Source organism: Arthrobacter ginsengisoli, from assembly GCF_031456935.1.
Classification (GTDB): Bacteria; Actinomycetota; Actinomycetes; order Actinomycetales; family Micrococcaceae; genus Arthrobacter; species Arthrobacter ginsengisoli.
Window position 1 is genome coordinate 143,395 of the sequence record NZ_JAVDVQ010000007.1, and the last position, 21,989, is coordinate 165,383.

Sequence of the window (21,989 nt, forward strand, 5' to 3'; positions counted from 1 at the left end):
CTGTGTCCGGTGCCTGTTGCCAACACCGGACATGTCCCGCGGTGTGGCAATCAGGCTCCGCGGGACATGCCCTCCCTTTGGGCCCTGGAATGGACATATAGGCATTATGTCCAGTGGCTGCGGCGAGGGCTGGGCATGTCCAGTGGCAGCTCGCGCGGTATCTACCGGGGGGCGGGCAGGGCTGGGCATGTCCGTGGCAGGTCGCGCCGAATGTCCGGTGGCTGCGGGCAGGGCTGGGCATGTCCCGTGGCAGCTCGCGCCGAATGTCCCGGGAATGGGCCGGCCTACCTCGTGCTGGCCGCGCCGGATGCCAGGGCCGTGGAGCCGTCCGGGGTCTGGTCCGCACTGGGTTCGAGCCGCACGATCACGGCCTTGGACACCGGGGTGTTGCTGCCTTCGGCGGTGTTGTTCAGCGGCACGAGGACGTTGGCTTCCGGGTAGTAGGCGGCGGCGCAGCCGCGCGCGGTCGGGTAGGAGACCACACGGAACTTGCGGACCATGCGTTCCTCGCCGTCCTGGTACTCGCCCCGGATGTCCACGAACATCCCGTCGGCCAGGCCCAGCTCCGCGATGTCGTCCGGGTTCACGAACACCACATGGCGGCCCTTCTTGATGCCCCGGTAGCGGTCGTTGTGGCCGTAGATCGTGGTGTTGAACTGGTCGTGGGAGCGCATGCTCTGCAGGATCAGTGTGCCGTCCGGCTTCTCCACATGCTCCAGTTCGTTGACCGTGAGCACGGCCTTGCCGGTCGGCGTCGGGAAGGTGCGGGAATCCCGCGGCCCGTTCGCCAGGATGAAGCCGCCTTCGTGCCGGATCCGCTCGTTGTAGTTCTCGCAGCCGCCGACGACCCGTGAGATGTGGTCCCGGATCAGGTCGTAGTTCTTCTCAAAACCGTCCCAGTCGGCCCTGATCCTGTCCCCGACCAGGGCCTTGCCCAGCCGGCTGACGATCGCGGGCTCGGAGAGCAGCTGGTGCGAGACCGGTTCCACACTGCCCCGGGAGGCGTGCACGGCGCAAACGGTGTCCTCGACGGACACGAACTGCGGTCCCGACTCCTGGATATCGATCTCGGTCCGGCCCATGGTGGGCAGGATCAGGGCTTCCGCGCCGGTCACGGTGTGGGACCGGTTGAGTTTCGTGGAGATCTGCACCGACAGCTCGGTGTTCTGCATGGCCGCCACCGCCGCGTTCGTATCGGAAATGGCGCCAACGAAGTTGCCGCCGAGCGCGACAAAAGCCTTGATCCGGCCGTCGCGCATCTTGTTGATGGTTTCCACGGAGTCCACGCCGTGCTCGCGGGGAGGCTCAAAGCCGAACTCGTCGCCGAGGGCATCCATGAAGGACTGCGGCATCTGCTCCCAGATGCCCATGGTGCGGTCGCCCTGGACGTTGCTGTGGCCCCGGATGGGAGAGGCGCCGGCGCCGGGCTTGCCGATGTTGCCGCGCAGCAGGAGCAGGTTGATGATCTCCTTGATGGTGGCCACACCCTTCTTCTGCTGCGTGATGCCCATGGCCCAGGTGATGATGACTTTCTCGGCCTTCAAATACCGGGCTGCGAGTTCATCGATTTCCGCGGCGCGCAGTCCCGTCGCCGCGAGGACCGCCTGCTCGTCCAGCAGGCTGAGGTGTTCGCGGAGATCCTCCAGCCCCTCGCAGTGCTCGGCGAGGAAGGCATGGTCCAGGACGGTGCCCGGGTTGCGCGACTCGGCGTCGAGCACGCGTTTGGAGATTGCCTGCATCAGTGCCATGTCGCCGCCGATGCGGATATGCAGGAACTGGTCCGCGATCTGCGTGCCGTGCCCGACGATGCCCTTGATCTTCTGCGGGTTCTTGTAGCGCCGCAGGCCGGCCTCCGGCAGGGGATTGATGGCCACGATTTCGCCGCCGTTGTCCTTACAGGCTTCCAGCTCGGTCAGCATCCGCGGGTGGTTGGTGCCCGGGTTCTGGCCCATAACGATGATCAGGTCCGCTTTGGCGTAGTCGTCGAAACTCACGGTCGCCTTGCCGATGCCGATGGTCTGGCCCATCGCCCAGCCCGAGGATTCGTGGCACATGTTGGAGCAGTCCGGCAGGTTGTTGGTGCCATAACCCCGGACCATCAACTGGTAGAGGAAGGCAGCCTCGTTAGACGTGCGGCCGCTGGTGTAGAAGGCGGCCTGGTCCGGGGAGTCCAGGCCCTTGAGCTTGTCCGTGATGATCCGGATCGCCTCGGGCCAGGCCACCGGCTTGTAGTGGTCCTCGCCGGCCGGCTTGTGGACCGGTTCGGTCAGCCGCCCCTGCAGGCCCAGCCAGTACTCGGACCGGCTCCGCAGTTCGCTCACGGAATGCTCCGCCCAGAACTCCGGGCCGATGACGACCGGGGTGGCCTCCCAGGTCACCGCTTTGGCGCCGTTTTCGCAGAATTCGAAGGCTTTGCGGTGGTTCGGGTCCGGCCATGCGCAGCTTGGGCAGTCGAAGCCGTCCTTCTGGTTCATCGCCAGCACGGTCTTGCGTGTCCGGTTCACCCCCATCTGTTCGATCGCCGGCTTCATCGAGTGCAGCACTCCGGGGATGCCGGCAACCCAGTCCTTGGGACCGTCTCCGACCACGAGGTCCTTATCGCCGTATTCCTCGACCTGGGGATTCTTGCGGGTCACGTCTACTTCCCTTCGGCTGGCTCGGCCTGTTCAGGCTGGCGGTTCTCTTACTTCGCACACTACCTTCGGGCCTATTACAGGCCTATCAGGTGTCCCGGAGAGCCGCAAGGGATCTGCCGCGGACCTCCCGTTCAGCCACGCGCCACGAGGGTGTCCCGGATCTCGCGGCGGAGGACCTTGCCGATGAGCGAGCGGGGGAGCGAGTCGAGCACCACCACCTGGCGTGGCACTTTGTAGGCGGTGAGGTGTTCCCGCGCAAAGGACAGCAGTGCGTCGGGAACGATCGTGACGCCCGGGACCGGCACGACGGCGGCGACTACTTCTTCGCCTCCTCCGGGTCGGGGCAGTCCGACGACGGAGACTTCCGCAACGCCCGGGAACGTGGCGATAACGTCCTCCACCTCGCTGGGCGAGACGTTGAAGCCGCCCGTGATGATCAGCTCCTTGATCCGGTCCCGAATGGTCACGAAGTAGTCGTCGTCCACCGAGACGATGTCGCCGGTCCGGAACCAGCCGCCCTCGAGCAGGGCCTCCTCGGTCTCCTCCGGCCGGTTCCAGTAGCCGGCGAACACCTGGGGTCCGCGGATCAGGAGTTCCCCTTCCTCGCCCGGTGCACGGTCCAGCGCGACGTCCCGGGGATCCACCACCCGGATGTCGGTCAGCGGGAACGGGACTCCCACAGTACCCGGCTTGCGGCTGGGACCGAAGGGGTTTCCGATTGCGATCGGGGAGGTTTCGGTGAGCCCGTAGCCCTCAATCAGGTGACCACCGGTCGCTTTCTCCCAGGTGTCCACCGTCGCCGTCGGCAGGTTCATGGCGCCGGAGATGGAGAAGCGGATGCTTTCCAGCCCGACGCCGCGTTCGGCCGCGGCGGCGGCGATCCGGTCGTAGATCGGCGGCACGGCCGGCAGGAAGGTCGCCGGCGACTTCCTGAGCGCCTTCAGGACCAGCTCGACGTCGAACTTGGGGAACAGGACCAGCTTCGCCCCGATGCTCAGCGCGAAGGTCATGCAGAGGGTCAGTCCGTAGGCATGGAACATCGGCAGCACGGCGTACACGGTCTCCCGGCCCTCCTTGAGCCCCGGCACCCAGGCCCGGCCCTGCGCGGCGTTGGCCTGCAGATTGGCGTGGCTGAGCATCGCGGCCTTGGGCAGACCCGTGGTGCCGGAGGTGTACTGCAGGACGGCGAGGTCCCGGGCAGCGGGGCGCGGATGCTTCTTCCTCAATTCTCCGGCGTCGAGCAGCTCCCGCCACGGCAGCACGGGCCGAAGGGCGGGCGCGGGCCGGCCCTTAAGCTGACCCTTGCCTACCGTCAGGGCAGCGCGTGCCTTGCGGGCTGCGGCCACCGGAAGCCGGAGGGCCAGCCGTTGCAGGAGCGGCATCGCCGGGATCAGTTCGACCGAGACGATGCTGCGGAGCCCGACGTCGGCCGGCAGCTGGCGGACCCGCTCCACCGCCTGATCCCAGACGATCGCGACGGCGGCCCCGTGGTCCTCGAACTGGTGGCGCAGTTCCCGGTCCGTGTAGAGCGGATTGTGCTCGACGACTACGGCGCCAAGCCGCAGGACGGCGTGGAACGCAACGATGTGCTGCGGGCAGTTCGGCATCACCAGGGCGACCCGGTCGCCGGCCTTGACGCCCAGTTTGTCCAGGCCGGCGGCGGCCCGGCTGATCAGCGTACCGAGCTCGCGGTAACTCGTGCGGGCACCGAAGAACTCCAGGGCCGTCTTCGACCCGTAGCGCCGAACGGATTTGTCCATGAGGTCGACCAGGGAACCCTTGGGGAGCACCAGGTCCGCCGGAACACCCGGACCGTAGGACTTGGTCCACGGCCGGTCACGCCAGGGCAGCCCAGGCTCCCGTGCAGGGCCGTTGGAAGCGGCGCCGCTCGATGCCGTCCGAGTGGATTTCTTCTTCATGATCAGTCCTTGCGCCTGGGAGCCGCCGGGTGTCCGCGTGCCAAAGAGCCCGCCCGGAAAATCCTACCGGCGCCGGGGCCGCGCGACGGTCCGGTGCCGGGCACGCGACGGTGCAGAGCCGGGTGCCGGCCGGATGCCGGCCCGCGCGGACGCCGACCATGGTGACCTTTGGCCCTAGGGGCAGGTCCGGCGCGGGCGGAAGCTGGGGGTACATCGCCTGCGCGGGCCCCGCCGTGCACCTTCGTGCCGATGCGGGTCATGCCACGCGGGAACGGGAGCACCATGAAGCACCAGCAGCCCACCCTCCGTTTTCTCGGAGCTACCGACACGGTCACCGGCTCGCGGTACCTGCTGGAGGCCGGCGGCTCACGCGTTCTGGTGGAATGCGGCCTCTTCCAGGGCTATAAACGCAGCCGCGAGCGCAACCGGATGCCTTTCCCGGTTCCGCCGTCCTCGATCGACGCCGTGGTCCTGAGCCACGCGCACTTGGGCCACACCGGGTACGTTCCCGCCCTGGTGCACCGGGGATCGTCCCGGCACAGTCCGGCGTTGCCGGTGTATACCGCGGCCGATGCGGTCAAATCCCTGAACAGTTTCAAGATCCACGCTTTTGACGATCCACTGGACCTTGGCGGCGGAATGGAAATGACGTTCCTGCCGGCCGGTCACATCCTGGGCGCCGCCCAGGTGCACGTGCGGATCGGCGCACAGTCCGTGCACTTCACCGGGGACCTGGGTCGGACGGACGACCCGCTGATGTACCCGCCCCGCCCCCTCGGGGAGACCGGGGTGCTGGTCACGGAGTCCACGTACGGGAACCGGAAACACTCCGCCGGCGAACCCGAAAAACAGTTGGGCGACATCATTAACCGGGTCGCGAAGCGCGGCGGCGTCGTGCTGTTCGCCGCGTTCGCCGTCGGCCGCGCCGAAACACTCATGTTGCACTTGTCCCGCCTTCGTGCCAAGAACCTGATACCGGATGTCCCGGTGTATCTCAACAGCCCGATGGCCATTGATGCGTCCGGGATGTACCAGCGGCACCGCGAGGAGCACCGGCTCAAGGAGCAGGAATACCTGGACATGTACAAAGTTGCGAAGCTCACCCGCTCGGTGGATGAATCCAAGCTGCTGAATCTCCGCGGCGGCCCGATGATCATTATCTCCGCCAGCGGAATGCTCACCGGCGGGAGGATCCTGCACCACCTGGCCGCCTACGGGCCGGACCCGAAGAACGCCGTAATTCTCAGCGGCTACCAGGCCGCCGGCACCCGCGGCGCGTCCCTGGCGGCCGGCGAACGCGAACTCCGCATCTACGGCGAAGACGTCAAGATTCGGGCCGAGGTGGTCCAGCTGGAAAGCCTCTCGGCGCATGCCGATTCGGACGGGATCATCTCCTGGCTAAAGGCTGCGGCGGGAGAACCCCGGATGACGTACATCACCCACGGCGAACCGGACGCCTCTGATGCGCTGCGCATCCGGATCAAGCACGAGCTCGGCTGGCGTGCCCGGGTTCCCGAACACCTTGAACAGATCTCCATCGAGGAGCCCCAATGACTTCCGGCGTCGCCAAATCCGCTGTCCTGGCTGAAATCCACTCGCTGGCCCGGCCGCTAAAGTCCGACCGGGACCTCGACGGCCTGGTCCGGCGCGCGGCGGACTGCCGTTTCGTCGCGATCGGCGAGGCCTCCCACGGCACGCACGAGTTCTACACCTGGCGTGACACGCTCAGCAGGCGGCTGATCGAAGAGGAAGGCTACAACTGGATCGGGGTGGAGGGCGACTGGCCCGACTGCTGGCGGATCAACCGCTGGGTGCGGGGCGAGGCGGGGCAGGACCACGGCGTCCACGCACTGCTGGGCGGTTTTGAACGCTGGCCCACGTGGATGTGGGCCAACGAGGAAGTCGCCGCCTTCCTGGACTGGCTCCGCGGCTGGAATCTGGCACGCCCGATGAGCCGACGCGTCGGCTTCTACGGGCTGGACGTGTACTCGCTTTGGGATTCACTCCGCGAGATCATCGGCTGGCTCGAGGACAACGTCCCCGACGCCGTCCCCGCCGCCATGCGCGCCTGGCAGTGCTTCGTCCCGCACCACGAAGACCCGCACAAGTACGCCTGGAGCACACGGCTGGTTCCGGAGTCCTGCGAGGCGGACGTCATCGCCCTCCTCACCGAGGTCAGGAACCGGGTGTCGGGCCAGGGAGACCACGGCGAGGGAGCGTTCGACGCAGTGCAGAACGCCGAGGTTGCCGCGAACGCCGAGCACTACTACCGCATTATGGTCCGCGGCGACCGCCGGTCGTGGAACGTCCGGGACCATCACATGGCCGACACCATTGACCGGCTCAGCCGGCACTTGGGACCCGCATCCAAGGGCCTCATCTGGGAGCACAACACCCACGTGGGCGACGCCCGGGCGACCGACATGGCCCAGGACGGACTCGTCAACGTGGGGCAACTGCTGCGCGAACGTCACGCCGCGGACGGCGTGATGCTGGTCGGCCTGGCCTCCCACCGGGGCGAGGTGATCGCCGCGGACGCCTGGGGAAGCCCCGAGCGCATCCTGCCGGTGCCACCGGCGCGCCCCGGAAGCCACGAGGACTTCCTGCACGAGGCCTTGGGGGTGCCGTCGGTGCTGGACTTCGGTGAGGACAGGTCCGGTCCGTGGTTGTCCACCTGGCTCGGCCACCGCGCGATCGGTGTGGTCTATCATCCCGAGCGGGAGCTTGGGAACTACGTTCCGACCCGGATTGGCGAGCGCTACGATGCGCTGATCTGGTTGGAGCACACCGTCGCGCTGCGTCCGGTGCACCACGAAGGGCCGCCCCGGGAACCGGAATTCGAGACCGAACCGACCGGCTACTGATCCGTTGGCCGCTATGGGCCGCCGGGCCGCCGCAGCATAACGACGGCGGCCGGGACGTACCAGAGCAGCGGCACCAGCCGCAGTGCCGTGGTCACGACGCCGGTCGGGGACAGCGGCCCGTCCGCCGGAACCAGCGAGAACGTGGAAACGAACGACGCCGCGGCAGCCGCCGCGGAAATCCATCCCAGCCAGCGGGGATAGGCCAGCTGCCGCACGGACAGCAGCGCGATGGCCAGGAACATCATCCCCGCCGGCAGGTTGGCCAGGCCCAGCGTGACGAGACACAGATCCGCGACGGCGGCAGCCACGTTCGGGGGAACCCCGGCCTGTGACGGAAGCGTCAGGGTGATCTGGGCAGCCTGGCCCAGGATGTTGAGGCCCACGGCCAGCGCACCGGCGGCGAAGGCGATTCCGGCCACCGTGCCCGGCGCCGGTTCGACCCGCAAAAGCCGAGCCCGGACGAAGCCAAGGAACCAGAGCAGCGCCGCGGAGCTGAAGACGAAGAGCATGCTCTGCGCCAGGACCGGGGCCCGGTTCGCCGCCAGATAGTCCGCGTAGCCGGGGTCCGCGGCGTCCGGCCACGGGCCGGTCAGGGACCCTTCCAGCAGTCCGCCGGCCACGCCGAGCGCGGCTGCGAGCAGGCCGCTGAGTGCACCGGTCCGAACGAACTGTCCGGCGTCGGGCGGGGCCTGCTGCCTGCGGGAATTCTGCATGAGGCTCCTGTCAGTGGCTTGACGCTACGCGCGGGGGCCAGGGCCGGTGAGGGGCTTAAGGCCCTAACCGGAGGCCAACCCGGCGCGCACACTGAAGTGCCGGCGGACTCCTGGGGCGGCCGCCCGGGTCATGCGCGGCAGAATTGACCGCCACGGAAAAGAGCAGGAACCAGAATGAACAAGCCAATCGTCGTCGGTATCAACGGATCAGCCGGAAGTGAGGCCGCCCTGACCTGGGCTGTGGAGCGGGCGTCGCGTGACAAGCTTCCGGTGACCGCCATCCACGCAGTGGATGACCGCTGGATGACGCCGGATTTCCAGTACCACGAACTCATCAGGCAGGCGGGCATGGAACTGCTCCAAAACGCGCAGGCCAGCGCCAGGGAGCAGACCCCCGATGTTACGGTGGACATCGAACTTCGTCATGGCAGCGCCGGCTCGGTGCTGCGGGAGGTCTCCAAGGAAGCATCCCTGGTGGTGGTCGGCGGGCATGACAAGCACTGGATGGACGGCGGTCCACTGACGGACCGGGCCCTGCAGATCGTCTCCGCCTCGGAAGTCCCCGCGGCCGTGATTCCGCTGAAACGCGGCTCCGCGGGCCGCGGCGTCGTGGTTGGCGTGGACGGCTCGGAAGAGTCACTGCAGGCGGTGGAATTCGCCGCCGCGGAAGCAGACCGGACCGGCGAGGAGTTAACCGTGGTGCTCGCCTTCCGCAGGCCGGCCCGCTGGGTAGAAAACCAGATGCCGAACAGCGGGCTCGCCGAATCGATCCTCGAGGAGGACCGGATTGTCCTGGCTGAATCGATTGCCGGACTGGCTGACAAGTACCCCGACCTCGTCGTCCATAAGCAGCTTGACACCAACACTGAACCGGCCAAAGCACTGGTCGAAGCCGGAGCGGAGGCCCGCCTCCTCGTGATCGGCAGCCACGGCCGTGGTGGTTTCTCCCGGATGGTGCTGGGTTCCACGGCACACGCCGTTCTTCTCAATGTGCCGTGCCCGACCATCGTGACCCGCGTGCACAAGGTCAAGCACGAGGACTGACCGCTGATCGGCGGACTCCCAGACAGTGCCTCCCCGTACGAGGGGGCACTGCCTTTGTCGGGGCCCTTGAGCCTGCCGGAAGCGGATGGGAGGATGATGCAGTGGAGCAGTTCTACGATTTCGTCGGGCACTTCTGGTGGCTCATCTTTCCGCTGAGCGGACTGTTTGGTGGCTGGGCGCGTTCGTGGTCCAGGGCCAGCGAACGCCGGCACCGGCGCCGGGTGGAGCTGTATCAGCTCCGCAACCGGGCGGCGGACGTGGAGCAGGCCAGCCGGTCCCAGGTCCGGCAGCTTATGCAGAGCCACGACGACGTCAACCGGCGCTGGCTCGACTACGAACTTGACGTGGGAAAACTCATCGACTTTCCGGTCATGACCGATGTGCGCGAACCGTTGACCGTGGCGTTCCTGCGAGCGAAGCGGCTCGCCGACGGTTTGCGCCCGGGAGCTCCCGAGGAGATCACAACGGCGGCGCGGCTCGCAGAGTACCGGGAAGCCGTGCAGAGTTTCGAACTGGCGTTCGACGTCGCCGAGCGGGAAGCCCGGCGGATCAAGGACAGCAATTTCACCGGCCCCGAACGGGAGCGCCTCGCCACGGCGCGGAAGCTGCTGCGGATCGCCTCCGATGCCGCCGCCACACCGGCGGAGCGGCAGACGGCGTACAAGCGTGCCCGGCGCGAACTGGACGGATTGATTGTGCTGCCGGACGCGACGCTGGCAGCGCTGGAAGAGAAGATCGCCGGGATGCTCGACGCCGGGAGAACTCCCGACCTCCACCAGGGCTAACCGAAGTCGCCGCGGGGACCACCCGGCCACGAGGAAAGCCCCCTCAAGTTGAGGGGGCTTTCCTTGTTAATGCCGGGTCAGGAGCTACGGCTCAGATCCACTTCGGGGCGGCCGGAACCGCCGAGGGCGACGCCGCAGGGTCGACGGCGGTCACGCCGTCGCTGCCGCGGCCGGCCGCCCATTCGACAACGGATGCCAAGGGGCCTGAAACGACCGTTGCCGACGCTGCGGCGGTGTCCCCGAACGTGAGGTCGCGGTCCGTCACCTTGACGAGAAGGCCCGCATCGGTGCCGCGGGTCTTCCAGGCGCCGGTGATGTCCTTGAGCAGCCGTTCCAGCACGGGAACCGGGATGTCCTGGAAGCGGGCGCCATTGTCGAGATCGACGGCGTGCATCCAGACTTCGCGGGTGCGCATCCAGACGGTTTCGCTTGCGGGGACTTCGCGGCCCTGGATGGTCCTGACTTTATGGTGCCAGGCATCCTCGGGCAGGTCGCGCCATTCCACGTTGAGGTGCACCGCGGAGTGGTCGAACAAGTGCCGCAGCGCGATCGGGCTCAGCGTGGCGCCGAAGTTGATCTCGTGGTCGCGGACCTCGGTGGAAGCGTACATCGGGGTTTCCACCCCGGTGGCCGCCCACTCGACCAGCCGGGCGATCGCCCGCGCGTTGTAGCCGATGTGTGCCGTGATGTGGCGGCGGGTCCAGCCCGGCAGCAGTGTATCCCCGTCGAGCTCAGCGTCACTGAGTTCGTTGAGCTTGCGGGCGAAGAACGCCGTACCCCGGCGCGCCTGCAGCAAGGCCGCGCGCAGCTCCGGATCCGTCGTCTGGTCGTGGCGGGCGACCATCAGGCTTCCTTGACTACGCGGTTCTTCAGCTCTCCGAGGCCCTCGATGGTGGTGACCAGGATCTGGCCCTCCTGCAGGTAACGCTTCGGATCCTGCGCGTGGCCGACGCCGCCGGGGGTGCCGGTGGCGATCACATCGCCGGGGTTCAGCGTGATGATGGTGGAGATGTAGGAGACCAGGAACTCCGGCGTGAAGACCACGTCGTTGGTCGGCGTTGACTGCTGGATCTCGCCGTCGACCGCGGTGGTCATGAGGCCGCCGCTGAACTCGTCCTTGGTGACCAGGGCGGGGCCGAACGGGGTGGACTTCTCCCAGGTCTTGCCCTGCAGCCACTGGATGGTGCGGAACTGGTAATCGCGCATGCTGACGTCGTTCAGGACGGCGTAGCCGGCAATGTGGTCTGCGGCGTCGGCTTCGGCGATCCGGCGGCCCTTCTTGCCGATCACGACGGCGAGTTCGGATTCCCAGTCGACCGTGGACGATTCCTGCGGCAGGGCGAGGTCATCGTTCGGGCCGATCAGGGATTCCTGGTACTTGGCGAACAGGGTGGGGAACTCGGGGACTTCCCGGCCCATTTCCTTGATGTGGTTGCGGTAGTTGTGGCCCACGCAGATGATTTTTCCGGGGGAGGGCACGACGGCGTCCAGGTCAGCGCCCTTGAGCGGGTGCTTGGCGCCGTTAGCGGCCTTCGCGGTGGCTTCCCAGTCCGCGGAGCGCAGCAGCTCTCCGACGTCGGTGAAACCGTCGATCTCCGTCAGGGTGTCGCCGTCCTGGCGGACAGCCCGGGTGCCGTTAGCGGTGCGGAGGGTGAGGAGTCTCATTTGTTGTTGCGTCCTTCGATGTAGGTGCGGTTAAAGTTCAGCCGTTCGAAAATGGGGGCGTCACTGAAGTGGAAGAGGTCGAAATCGGTCTCCGCCTGCAGCGACCATGCGGCCCAGGACGGGACGACGAACAGGTCGCCCTTCTCGAGGTTCCTGGTTTCGCCGTTGAGGACCACGGAGCCGCGGCCTTCGAAGACCTGCCACACGCTGGAGCCCACCTCGTGGACGGTCTCGGTGGAGGCCCCGGCACGGAGCCGGTGGAATTCGGCGCGGATGGTCGGCATAACGTCGCCGCCGGTGGTGGGGTTCGTGTAGCGGACGGCGGCGTGGCCCTGGGACACGGTGGCCGGGTGGCCCTCGTCCTCCAGCAGCAGCTGTTCGCGCAGGGCGCGGTCGGTGTACTCCCAGCGGTAGGCGGCGATGGGGGAGCTGGTGGTGTCGTCCAGGCCGGACAGCGGGCGCAGGCCCGGGTGGGCCCAGAGCCGCTCGGAGCGGGAGATGTCCGGGGTGGCCTCGTCGGTGACGCGCTCGGTGCCGAACTCGAAGAATCCGGCGTCGGCGTAGTGCACGAACGGGATGTCCAGGCCGTCGATCCAGGCCATCGGCTCATCGGTGTCGTTGTGGTGGCCGTGGAAGTTCCAGCCCGGGGTCAGCAGGAAGTCGCCGCGGGACATCCGGACCGGGTCCCCGTTCACGACGGTCCAGACGCCTTCGCCCTCGACAACGAAGCGGAAGGCGTTCTGGGAGTGGCGGTGTTCCGGTGCAGTCTCGCGGGCACCGAGGTACTGGATCGCTGCCCACAGCGTGGGCGTGGCGTAGGGCGTGTTGCCCAGGCCCGGGTTGGCGAGGGCAATCGCGCGGCGTTCGCCGCCGCGGCCCACGGGGACCAGGTCTCCGGCACGGGCGGCCAGCGGGTACAGGTCGCTCCACCGCCAGACGTGCGGCACCGCCTTCGGGGTCGGGACCATGGGCATCAGGTCCGCGATCTCGGTCCACAGCGGGATCAGGTTTTCGCGGTCGAAATCGCGGTACAGCTCTTTCAGCTGGGCAGCCTCTTCGGGCGTCGGCTCCGGGGCAGTGTGCCCTGCGGCAACTGACTCATGAGTCGTGTTCTCGGCGCTGATGGACACGTGGGCCTCCTCGGTAGTGCAGAACAGATATTTTGCGTAGCTCGACTCTACGGATGGGGCCCTGTGATCCCCAACATATTCTGCTAGTCAGAATTGTTTTTCCGGGGCCGCCCGGGGCATCAGTCCGGCTCGACCGGATTGGCCGCAATATCAACCTCCAGCTGCCGGCAGCTTTCCCGCAGCCGGGGGACAAGTCCGGCGTCGAAGACCCTGCGGAAGCGGGTCGCGGGGGCGGCGACGCTGAGCGCCCCGACGACCTGGCCGCGCCTGTTGTGCAGGGCGATCCCGAGGGCGCTGACCCCTTCCTCCGTGCCCTCGAAATTGGCCGCGAAGCCGTTGCTGCGAATGGACTCCAACTCGCGCTGGAACGCCGGGTATTCCGCGGCCGGAATGGTGTCGCCACCGATCTCGGCGTTGTTGCTGCGGAAGAGCTGCTCGATCATCCGGGGTTCAAGTTCGGCCAGCATGGCTTTGCCCCCCGAGGTCTTGTTGGCGGGCATGACCGTCCCCTGCCGGTCACCGACCCGCAATACGTTGTTTCCTTCCGCCGTGGCCAGAAAGCGGACTTTCGTGCCCACCCGCACCATAAGATTCACGGTTTCATCGAGCTGTGCGGAGAGCAGCTCCATGTGGGGCTGGGCAAGGGAGCGGAGCCGCCTGGACCAGCTCAAACCGGCCGGCCCGACGCCCATAGCCGGACCGGGCAGATAGCGGCGGGTTTCATCCTGCACGGCGAAACCCCGGTAGACGAGCATTGCCAACAGCCGGTGGGCGGTGGACGGGGCCACCCCCAATTCCGCGGCGGCGTCCTTGAGCCGCAGCGCCCCGACGTCGCGCAACAGCTGGAGGAGCTGCAGGGCGTTGTCGACCGCCTCGATGGAGTAGCTCGGCCGTTTCTGGACGGGCTTCCGGGATGATTTGGAGGCGGGTTTGGCGGTGGGCTCTTTCTGCACATCAGAATTATATTGTGGTTCACCTGCAATGGCGGCGACGGTAGTGGGATGAATCACAAATCTCCCGCTGCAATGCCGCAACGGTCTACGTCGGGGGCTCCCGTCCCCACTTCTGCCGGGGGGCCTGTCACAGGGTTCTCCAAAGGCTCTGCAGTCGCCGTCTTCGTTTGCTGGCTTCTGGTGGTCTTCGATGGCTACGACCTCATCGTCTACGGCACCGTCCAGTCCTCCCTGATCTCCGAGACCGGCTGGGGCCTGACCAAGGCCACCGCCGGTACCATCGGGTCCATGGCCTTCGTCGGCATGATGATCGGAGCGATCTTCGCCGGCCGGATGGCTGACTCCTGGGGCCGCCGCCGCACCATCCTCGGCTGCGCCATCGTCTTCTCGATCTTCACCGTCCTCTGCGCCTTCGCCCCCAACGCCGCCGTGTTCGGCTCCCTGCGGCTCCTCGCCGGCATCGGTCTCGGCGGCCTGGTGCCCTCGGCCAACGCCCTCGTTGCCGAACTGGTCCCCACCAAATGGCGGTCCACCATCGCCACCCTGATGATGTCCGGTGTCCCGATCGGCGGATCCATCGCCGCCCTCGTCGGCATCCAGCTGATCCCCGCCTACGGCTGGCAGTCGATGTTCCTCGTGGCCGGGCTGGCCCTGGTGGTCGTGGTGCCGCTCGGGCTGAAGTACCTCCCGGAGACGCTGGTGCCGGTCAGTGCCACCGACAAGGCCGCCCGCAAGGCAGCCGGGAAGACGGGCACGATCAAGGAGCCTGCCGGCTTCTCCTCGCTGCTCCGCGCCCCGTACCTGGGGGTCAGTGTGCTGTTCGCCCTGGCGACGATTGCCACCCTGTTCGCCTGGTACGGACTGGGCACCTGGCTGCCCAACCTGATGCAGCTGGCCGGCTACAACCTGGGTTCCGCCCTGACCTTCGCCCTCGCCCTGAACCTGGGTGCGGTGGCCGGCTCGGTCATCACGGCCTGGGCCGGGACCCGGTTCGGCCCGGTGCCGACCGCCGTCGCGGCGGCCGCCGTCGCCGCCGGCGCTCTGGTGGTGCTGGTGACCGGACCGTCGGTCACCGTCGTCTACCTCATGCTGGTCCTCGCCGGCGTCGGAACCCACGGCACGCAGTGCCTCATCATCGCCGCCGTGGCGAGCCACTATCCCGGTCACCTGCGCGGAACCGCGCTGGGCTGGGCGCTGGGGACGGGCCGCATCGGCGCCGTCGCGGCACCCCAGGTAGGTGGCCTCCTGCTGGCCGCCGGACTGGGCGTCAATTCCAATTTCCTGGCCTTCGCCGGTGCAGCCGCGATTGCCGCGGTCCTGCTGGCCGCCGTCGGCCTCAAACTCAAGTCGAAACTCTCAATCACTCAAGGAGCAAGCAATGTCTGAGCACGCCACGTCCACCGATGTCCTCGTCATCGGAGGGGGAATGGCCGGACTGGCCGGAGCCCTCGCGCTGCGTGAAAACGGCGCCAACGTCACCCTCGTGGAACGCGCTCCTGAATTCGGTGAGGTCGGCGCTGGCCTGCAGATGGCCCCCAACGCCTCCCGCGTCCTCCGGCGCTGGGGACTGCTGGAAAAGGCACTGGAAATCGGTGTCCAGCCCAAGCACCTGGTCTTCCGCGACGCCGTCACCGGCGAGGAACTCACCCGCCAGACGCTCGGCGAGGAATTCGAGGAGCGCTACGGTGCACCCTACGTCGTGATCCACCGCAGCGACCTGCACCGGGTCCTCCTCGAAGGTTGTGAGGCTGCCGGCGTCAAGCTCGTCAACGACGTGATGGTCGAAAGCGTTGAGACCGTGAACGGCCGCGGCGTGGCGCACACCGCGGCCGGTGTGGACTACGAGGCCGACGTCGTCATCGGCGCCGACGGTCTCAAGTCCACCCTGCGTCCGCTCGTCGCCACCGACGAGCCGGTTCCCTCGGCCTACGTCGCCTACCGCGGCACCGTGCCGATCACCGAAAACACCCCCAAGGCCGACCTCGAGGACGTCATCGTCTACCTCGGCCCGGACTGCCACCTCGTGCAGTACCCGCTGCGGAAGGGCGAGCTGCTGAACACCGTGGCTGTTTTCAAGTCCGCTTCCTTCGAACGCGGCGAAGAGCAGTACGGCGGCGTCGACGAGCTCGAAGCAGCCTACAAGGACTGCGTCCCGGCCGTTCAGGAAGCACTGAAGAACCTGGCCACCGGCATCCGCTGGCCCATGTACGACCGTGACCCGATCGAAAACTGGGTCGCCGGCCGGATGGTGCTGATGGGCGACGCCGCGCACCCGATGCTCCAGTACCTCGCCCAGGGCGCCTGCCAGGCCCTCGAGGACGCCGCCGTGCTGCAGGACGTCAGCGCCGGAACCGTCTTCACCGCCGACGGCGTTCACCCGGAGGCCTGGGACGGTGCGATCAAGGAATTCAACAACCTCCGCGCCGGCCGCACGGCCCGGGTGCAGCGCACCGCCCGCGTCTGGGGCGAGTCCTGGCACGTCGCCGGACTGGCCCGGACCCTGCGCAACCTGCTCTTCAAGAGCCGGAAGGACAACGACTTCCAGTACAACGACTGGCTGTACGGCCAGGCCGGCGAGGGCGTCCCCGCAACGGAGCGCCCGGCCGTTCGGGCGAAGCTTCCGGCCTAAGAATCCGCTCTGCCCTGACGACGAACGCCGGACACCCCTGGGGTGTCCGGCGTTCGCCGTCTCCGGCGCCTGTTTTGCCCTGCTCCCTTTCCGCCGTACGCTTTAATACGTCAGGCTACGTTGCTGAACGCCGCACGTTCTCCCGGTGAAGCCTGGAGCAATGTTGCGGTAACGGGGAATGAAACTGCTGACCCTCGACTCTTCAGATTGGGCAACAGGTGGAAATCACCATCATGGTGGCGCTGGTAATATTGCTGGCGCTTTTTTTTGACTTCACCAACGGATTTCATGACACCGCCAACGCGATGGCCACCCCCATTGCCACCGGTGCCATCAAACCGAAAACGGCAGTCGCCCTGGCGGCGGTGCTGAACCTGGTGGGGGCGTTCCTGTCCACGGAAGTGGCCAAGACTGTCTCCGGCGGCATCATCAAGGAAGGATCCGACGGCATCCAAATCACCCCGGAGATCATCTTCGCGGGGCTGATGGGCGCCATCCTCTGGAATATGATCACCTGGCTCAAGGGCCTGCCGTCGAGTTCCTCGCACGCGCTCTTCGGCGGCCTGATCGGCGCCGCCATCGCGGGCATCGGAATCCACTCGATAAATTTTGAGAGCCTCATGCAGAAGGTGATTCTCCCCGCGATCTTCGCACCAATCATCGCCGGCGGCGTGGCATACCTTTGCACGAGGCTGGCGTACGCACTGACCTCACGCCATGACCCGGACTCCGGCAGCAAGCTCACGCAGAAGCGCGGAGGCTTCCGCACCGGTCAGGTCTTCACGTCCAGCCTCGTGGCCCTCGCCCACGGCACCAACGACGCACAGAAGACCATGGGCATCATCACCCTCGTGCTGATCTCCGCCGGCGCCCTGCAGCCCGGTTCCGGACCGCCGCTCTGGGTCATCACCACCTGCGCCCTTGCGATCGCAATCGGCACCTACTCCGGCGGCTGGAGGATCATCCGCACCATGGGCTCCGGACTCACCGAGGTCAAGCCGGCCCAGGGCTTCGCCGCTGAAAGCAGCACGGCCTCGGCCATCCTTGCCTCGTCGCACCTGGGCTTTGCCCTGTCCACCACCCAGGTGGCCTCCGGCTCCGTCATCGGTTCGGGCCTGGGCCGCCGGGGCACCACCGTCCGGTGGGGAACCGCCGGAAAGATCGCCCTCGGCTGGCTCTTCACCCTCCCGGCCGCCGGAATCGTGGGGGCACTCACCGCCATGCTGGTGTTGACCGGCGTCGTCGGCGTTGTCATCGCCGCCGTGGCCGGCACCGCCGCCGTGATCTACATGTTCCTGCACTCCAAGAAGTCGCACGTCGGTCACCAAAACGCCGTCGAGGTCGAGGAAGCCGGCCAGGCAGTGCGGTTCCGCAAGAAGAAAAAGGCGGTTGCCGTCAGTCGCTCCCATAACGCGCCGAAGGACGGGCTGTCATGAAATGGCTGGAACTGGTTCAAGTGGCTGGCGCCACCCTCGTCGCGGCAGTGACCGTTGTGGTCCTGTACTCCCTCGGCGTACGCCTCACGGCCATCGCCGGTGACGTCAGCGAAAGGAAACCGGCCTGGGTGCGGCCGCTTGCCTTCGTGTGCTTCGGCCTGTGCGGCCTCGCGGTGCTGTTCGGGCTGTATTTGATCATTCCGTACTTCAGCAAGTAGCACACACGGCACGGGGAATGGGCACCGCGGCCCGGAATGGCTAGGCTGGGGACATGCCTACTTTCCAGTATTTTGTCGCATCCTCGCTGGACGGATTCATTGCCACCGCCGATGACCAGCTGGACTGGCTGCTCCAGTTCGACGGTTTCGACGGCGGGAAGGAAAGCTATGACGCTTTCATGGCGGACGTCGGCTGCATCGTGATGGGCGGTGAGACCTACGCCTGGCTGAGGAAGCACGAACCGGGCAACTGGCCCTACCCCGGTACGCCCTGCTGGGTGTTCACGCACCACGAGCATTTGGCCCCCGCCGGCGCGGACGTGACCTTCGTCCGCGGCCCCGTGGCCGAGTTCGTCGAGGACCTCAGTGCCGCCGCAGCCGGCAAGAACGTCTGGATTGTCGGCGGCGGGGTCCTCGCGGCCCAGTTCGCGGACGCCGGTGCGCTCGACGAGATCATCATCTCGATCATTCCCGTGGTGCTCGGCAACGGCAAAGCCGTGCTTCCCATGGCGGGCCCGACGGCGCCGCTGGAGTTGGTTGCCTCGCGCACCATGGGGCGCGGCATCCTGGAACTCCGGTACCGGTGGGGACGCAAGCCGGCGGGGCCCTGACCTGGCGCGGCCCTACCCGGCGATGTGCCTACCCGGCGATGTCGCGGATCAGGTTGGTGATGCGGGCAGAGGACAACCGCCTGCCCTGCTCGTCCGTCATAACGACCTCGTGGGTGGTGAGGGTCCGTCCGAGGTGGATGGCAGTGCACGTTCCGGTCACGGTGCCCTTCGTGATGGCGCGGTGGTGCGTCGCGCTGACGTCGATCCCGAGCGCCTGACGGTTCGGCCCGGCGTGCAGTCCGGCGGCAAAGGAACCGAGCGTCTCGGCGAGCACCACATGGGCGCCGCCGTGCAGGATCCCCGCCACCTGGGTGTTACCTTCCACCGGCATGGTGCCCACCGTGCGCTCGGGGCTCATCTCCAGGAAATGGATCCCCATCTTCACCACCAGGGCGCCGACGCCGTATTGCCCAAGCCATTCGTGCATTTCTTCGGGAACCCCGGCAGCCGCCAGTTCGGCCGCGTACGGGCCCGGCGTGAAATTGTCCATCATGGGAACTAGGCTGGCACCTGTGAGCGAAACTACCAAACCGGCCCTTGCCCCCCTTCCGGCAGACACTGCAGCAGCCATCCTCCCGGCCATTGAGGCCGAACCAGGGATTCCGGCCAGGCCTGCCCGGAAAGCCAGCCGGGCCGCGGCGTCGGTATCCGCCACCGAGGCCCCCGTGATTCCCATCACGGACCAGCCTCGCCTCCTGGTCCTGGACGGGCACTCCATGGCATTCCGGGCCTTCTTCGCCCTGCCCGCGGACAAGTTCTCCACCGCCACGGGGCAGCACACCAACGCGATCCATGGGTTTACCTCCATGCTCATCAACCTGATCAAGGAGCAAAAACCCACCCACGTTGCCGTGGCCTTTGACGTTTCCGACGACACCACCCACCGCAAGGCCGAGTACAGCGAGTACAAGGGCGGCCGCAACGAGACCCCCCGGGAGATGAGCGGCCAGATCGACCTCATCGACAAGGTTATGGGCGCGTGGGGCATCAAGACCATCAAGATGCCCGGTTATGAAGCCGACGATATCCTGGCCACTCTCGCAGCCATGGGTGAAAAGGCAGGCTTCGAGGTGCTGCTCGTATCGGGAGACCGTGACGCCTTCCAGCTGATCACGGACAACGTTTTTGTGCTGTACCCCAGGAAGGGCGTCAGCGACATTCCCCGGATGGATGCCCCGGCGATCCAGGAAAAGTACTTTGTCAGCCCGGCCCAGTATTCGGACCTCGCCGCCCTGGTGGGGGAGACCGCGGACAACCTCCCCGGCGTTCCCGGCGTCGGTCCCAAAACGGCGGCCAAATGGATCAACCTGTACGGCGGGCTGGAGGGGGTTCTGGAGAACCTCGACGCGATCGGCGGGAAGGTGGGGGACTCACTCCGCGAAAACGTGGAGGACGTCAAGCGCAACCGGCGGCTGAACCGGCTCCACACCGACCTCGAGCTCCCGGTGACGCTGGACGAACTCGCCGACCCGCGGCCGGACCAGGCCGCCCTCGAGGAGCTGTTCGACGCCCTCGAATTCAAGACCATCCGCACCCGGCTCTTTGCCCTCTATGGCAGTGAAGTTACTGAAGCCGAGCGGGAAAGCCTCGACACCCCTGACTTCGTGATCCCCTCGGACGCTGCCGAGCTGGCCGCCTTCCTCGCATCGGGGGCGGGCAAGCGCTCAGCCGTGGCCGTCGACCTCGTACCCGGCCGGATCGGCGAGGATGCCGCCGCCCTGGCCATTGTCCACGACGGCGCGGCCGCCTACGTCGACCTCGCCAGCCAGGACGCCGCTGCCGAAAACGTCCTGGCCGGCTGGCTCCGGGATGCCGACGCGCCCAAAATCATGCATGGCTACAAGGCGGCCCTCAAGGCCCTCACCAACCGGGGGCTGGGACTGGAAGGCGTCGTGGACGACACCTCCATCTCCGGATACCTCATCCAGCCGGACCGCCGCAGCTATGAACTTGCCGAACTGGCCCAGCACCACCTCAACATCAGCGTCTCGACCGAGGCCGCCAAGGAAGGCCAGCTGGAGCTGGCCTTCGACGGCGACGACGCCGCCGCTGCCGGCGCGCTCGTCCACGTGGCCGCCGTCGTCCAGGCCCTGAGCCGCTACTTCGCAACGGAACTGAAGGAACGCAAAGCCCAGGACCTGCTGACCACGCTCGAGCTGCCCGTCAGCCGGGTTCTTGCCGACATGGAACTCGCGGGAATCGCCATCGACATGGCGCGCATGGACGAGCAGCTGGCGGATCTCGCCAAGGTGATCGACAACGCCCAGGAACTGGCGTTCGCCGCGATCGGCCACGAAGTGAACCTTGGTTCGCCGAAGCAGCTGCAGACGGTGTTGTTCGAGGAACTGGGGCTGCCGAAGACCAAGAAAATCAAGTCCGGCTACACCACGGACGCCGCGTCGCTCAAGAACCTGCTGGAAAAGACCGGGCACGAATTCCTGGTCCAGCTGATGGCGCACCGCGAGTCCTCGAAGCTGCGCCAGATGCTGGAGTCACTGAAGAAGTCCGTTACCGACGACGGCCGGATCCACACCACCTACGCGCAGAACGTCGCAGCCACGGGTCGGATTTCCTCCAACAATCCGAACCTGCAGAACATCCCGATCCGCAGCGAGGAAGGCCGTCGCGTCCGCGGCATCTTTGTGGTCAGCGAGGGCTATGATTGCCTGCTGTCCGCAGACTACTCGCAGATCGAAATGCGCATCATGGCCCACCTCTCGGGGGACGCCGGACTGATCCAGGCGTACAGGGACGGCGAAGACCTCCACCGCTTCGTGGGCTCCAACATCTTCCATGTGCCCACAGACCAGGTGACCAGTGCGATGCGTTCAAAGGTCAAGGCGATGTCCTATGGCCTCGCCTACGGCCTGACCTCGTTCGGGCTCTCCAAGCAGCTCGAGATTTCCGTCGACGAGGCGCGGACGCTGATGAAGGACTACTTCGACCGGTTCGGCGCCGTCCGCGACTACCTCCGCGGCGTGGTGGACCAGGCCAGGATCGACGGGTACACCGCCACCATCGAAGGGCGCCGCCGTTACCTGCCGGACCTGACCAGCACGGACCGCCAGCTGCGCGAAAACGCTGAGCGCATTGCACTGAACTCACCGATCCAGGGATCGGCGGCCGACATCATCAAACGCGCCATGCTGGGCGTCTCCGGGGCGCTGGCGGAACAGGGCCTGAAATCGCGCATGCTGCTGCAGGTCCATGATGAACTGGTCCTCGAAGTGGCCCACGGCGAGCTGGAGGCCGTGGAGCAGCTCGTGACGGAGCAGATGGGCTCCGCAGCCAAGCTGACCGTTCCGCTCGACGTGCAGATCGGCGTCGGCTCCAGCTGGTACGAGGCGGGGCACTGACGCCTGCTTCGTGTGAGCATTCGGCAGGAT

General features: G+C 66.9%; 18 protein-coding genes. 10 read left to right on the forward strand and 8 right to left on the reverse strand.

Features of this window, described 5'->3' with window-relative positions:
• Positions 1 to 284 precede the first annotated feature (284 nt).
• Complete coding sequence (locus tag J2X01_RS10535) at positions 285 to 2,636, reverse strand: FdhF/YdeP family oxidoreductase (RefSeq protein ID WP_310056575.1); 2,352 nt, start codon at positions 2,634 to 2,636, stop codon at positions 285 to 287.
• Between the two features lie 131 nt (positions 2,637 to 2,767).
• Positions 2,768 to 4,555 carry a long-chain-fatty-acid--CoA ligase gene (locus J2X01_RS10540; protein ID WP_310056577.1) on the reverse strand — a complete coding sequence of 596 codons (1,788 nt, stop codon included), beginning with the start codon at positions 4,553 to 4,555 and terminating at the stop codon, positions 2,768 to 2,770.
• Between the two features lie 282 nt (positions 4,556 to 4,837).
• Between J2X01_RS10540 and J2X01_RS10545 the strand changes: the two genes are divergently transcribed.
• Together J2X01_RS10545 and J2X01_RS10550 are read left to right on the forward strand one after the other, a co-directional pair.
• Positions 4,838 to 6,109 (forward strand): MBL fold metallo-hydrolase RNA specificity domain-containing protein, encoded by a 1,272-nt coding sequence (locus tag J2X01_RS10545; RefSeq protein ID WP_310056579.1) that lies wholly within the window; start codon positions 4,838 to 4,840, stop codon positions 6,107 to 6,109.
• Complete coding sequence (locus tag J2X01_RS10550) at positions 6,106 to 7,419, forward strand: erythromycin esterase family protein (RefSeq protein ID WP_310056581.1); 1,314 nt, start codon at positions 6,106 to 6,108, stop codon at positions 7,417 to 7,419. The genes J2X01_RS10545 and J2X01_RS10550 overlap by 4 nt, the downstream gene beginning before the upstream one ends.
• Before the next feature lie 11 nt (positions 7,420 to 7,430).
• Here the strand turns inward: J2X01_RS10550 and J2X01_RS10555 are convergent, their stop codons facing one another.
• A complete protein-coding gene (locus J2X01_RS10555) occupies positions 7,431 to 8,132 on the reverse strand; it encodes a hypothetical protein (protein ID WP_310056582.1) in 702 nt (233 codons plus the stop codon).
• Between the two features lie 174 nt (positions 8,133 to 8,306).
• On the opposite strand from J2X01_RS10555, the gene J2X01_RS10560 reads away from it, so the two are divergent.
• Positions 8,307 to 9,176: a universal stress protein gene (locus tag J2X01_RS10560; protein WP_310056584.1), complete on the forward strand. Its 870-nt coding sequence runs from the start codon at positions 8,307 to 8,309 to the stop codon at positions 9,174 to 9,176.
• 101 nt (positions 9,177 to 9,277) lie between these two features.
• The gene (locus J2X01_RS10565; protein ID WP_310056585.1) at positions 9,278 to 9,961 is read left to right on the forward strand and encodes a hypothetical protein; all 684 of its coding nucleotides are present in this window, start codon (positions 9,278 to 9,280) and stop codon (positions 9,959 to 9,961) included.
• A 91-nt stretch (positions 9,962 to 10,052) separates the two neighbouring features.
• On the opposite strand, the gene J2X01_RS10570 is transcribed toward J2X01_RS10565, so the two are convergent.
• The 4 genes from J2X01_RS10570 to J2X01_RS10585 all read right to left on the reverse strand — a co-directional run bounded on the left by J2X01_RS10570 (position 10,053) and on the right by J2X01_RS10585 (position 13,709).
• A complete protein-coding gene (locus J2X01_RS10570; protein ID WP_310056586.1) occupies positions 10,053 to 10,805 on the reverse strand; it encodes a maleylpyruvate isomerase family mycothiol-dependent enzyme in 753 nt (250 codons plus the stop codon).
• Positions 10,805 to 11,626 carry a fumarylacetoacetate hydrolase family protein gene (locus tag J2X01_RS10575; protein ID WP_310056588.1) on the reverse strand — a complete coding sequence of 274 codons (822 nt, stop codon included), beginning with the start codon at positions 11,624 to 11,626 and terminating at the stop codon, positions 10,805 to 10,807. Before J2X01_RS10575 ends, J2X01_RS10570 begins: the two co-directional genes overlap by 1 nt.
• On the reverse strand, positions 11,623 to 12,756 hold the full coding sequence (locus tag J2X01_RS10580) for a cupin domain-containing protein (RefSeq protein WP_310056590.1): 1,134 nt from the start codon (positions 12,754 to 12,756) through the stop codon (positions 11,623 to 11,625). The genes J2X01_RS10575 and J2X01_RS10580 overlap by 4 nt, the downstream gene beginning before the upstream one ends.
• A 119-nt stretch (positions 12,757 to 12,875) precedes the next feature.
• Positions 12,876 to 13,709: an IclR family transcriptional regulator gene (locus J2X01_RS10585; RefSeq protein WP_310056592.1), complete on the reverse strand. Its 834-nt coding sequence runs from the start codon at positions 13,707 to 13,709 to the stop codon at positions 12,876 to 12,878.
• A 72-nt stretch (positions 13,710 to 13,781) separates the two neighbouring features.
• Here J2X01_RS10585 and J2X01_RS10590 point away from each other — a divergent pair, with 72 nt between their 5' ends.
• The 5 genes from J2X01_RS10590 (at position 13,782) to J2X01_RS10610 (ending at position 18,603) form a co-directional block, all read left to right on the forward strand.
• On the forward strand, positions 13,782 to 15,095 hold the full coding sequence (locus J2X01_RS10590; RefSeq protein WP_374724954.1) for an MFS transporter: 1,314 nt from the start codon (positions 13,782 to 13,784) through the stop codon (positions 15,093 to 15,095).
• Positions 15,088 to 16,338: an FAD-dependent oxidoreductase gene (locus J2X01_RS10595; protein ID WP_310056596.1), complete on the forward strand. Its 1,251-nt coding sequence runs from the start codon at positions 15,088 to 15,090 to the stop codon at positions 16,336 to 16,338. Before J2X01_RS10590 ends, J2X01_RS10595 begins: the two co-directional genes overlap by 8 nt.
• A 218-nt stretch (positions 16,339 to 16,556) precedes the next feature.
• Positions 16,557 to 17,774, forward strand: coding sequence for an inorganic phosphate transporter (locus J2X01_RS10600; protein ID WP_310056598.1), 1,218 nt, complete (start codon positions 16,557 to 16,559; stop codon positions 17,772 to 17,774).
• Positions 17,771 to 17,992 carry a hypothetical protein gene (locus J2X01_RS10605; RefSeq protein ID WP_310056599.1) on the forward strand — a complete coding sequence of 74 codons (222 nt, stop codon included), beginning with the start codon at positions 17,771 to 17,773 and terminating at the stop codon, positions 17,990 to 17,992. Before J2X01_RS10600 ends, J2X01_RS10605 begins: the two co-directional genes overlap by 4 nt.
• Positions 17,993 to 18,045: 53 nt before the next feature.
• On the forward strand, positions 18,046 to 18,603 hold the full coding sequence (locus J2X01_RS10610; protein WP_310056600.1) for a dihydrofolate reductase family protein: 558 nt from the start codon (positions 18,046 to 18,048) through the stop codon (positions 18,601 to 18,603).
• Between the two features lie 28 nt (positions 18,604 to 18,631).
• Here the strand turns inward: J2X01_RS10610 and J2X01_RS10615 are convergent, their stop codons facing one another.
• Complete coding sequence (locus J2X01_RS10615; RefSeq protein WP_310056602.1) at positions 18,632 to 19,096, reverse strand: hotdog fold thioesterase; 465 nt, start codon at positions 19,094 to 19,096, stop codon at positions 18,632 to 18,634.
• Between J2X01_RS10615 and polA the strand changes: the two genes are divergently transcribed.
• Positions 19,095 to 21,959, forward strand: a complete 2,865-nt coding sequence (polA, locus tag J2X01_RS10620; protein ID WP_374724955.1) for a DNA polymerase I — start codon at positions 19,095 to 19,097, stop codon at positions 21,957 to 21,959. The two genes, J2X01_RS10615 and polA, sit on opposite strands and share 2 nt — an antisense overlap.
• The last annotated feature ends 30 nt before the right edge of the window (positions 21,960 to 21,989 follow it).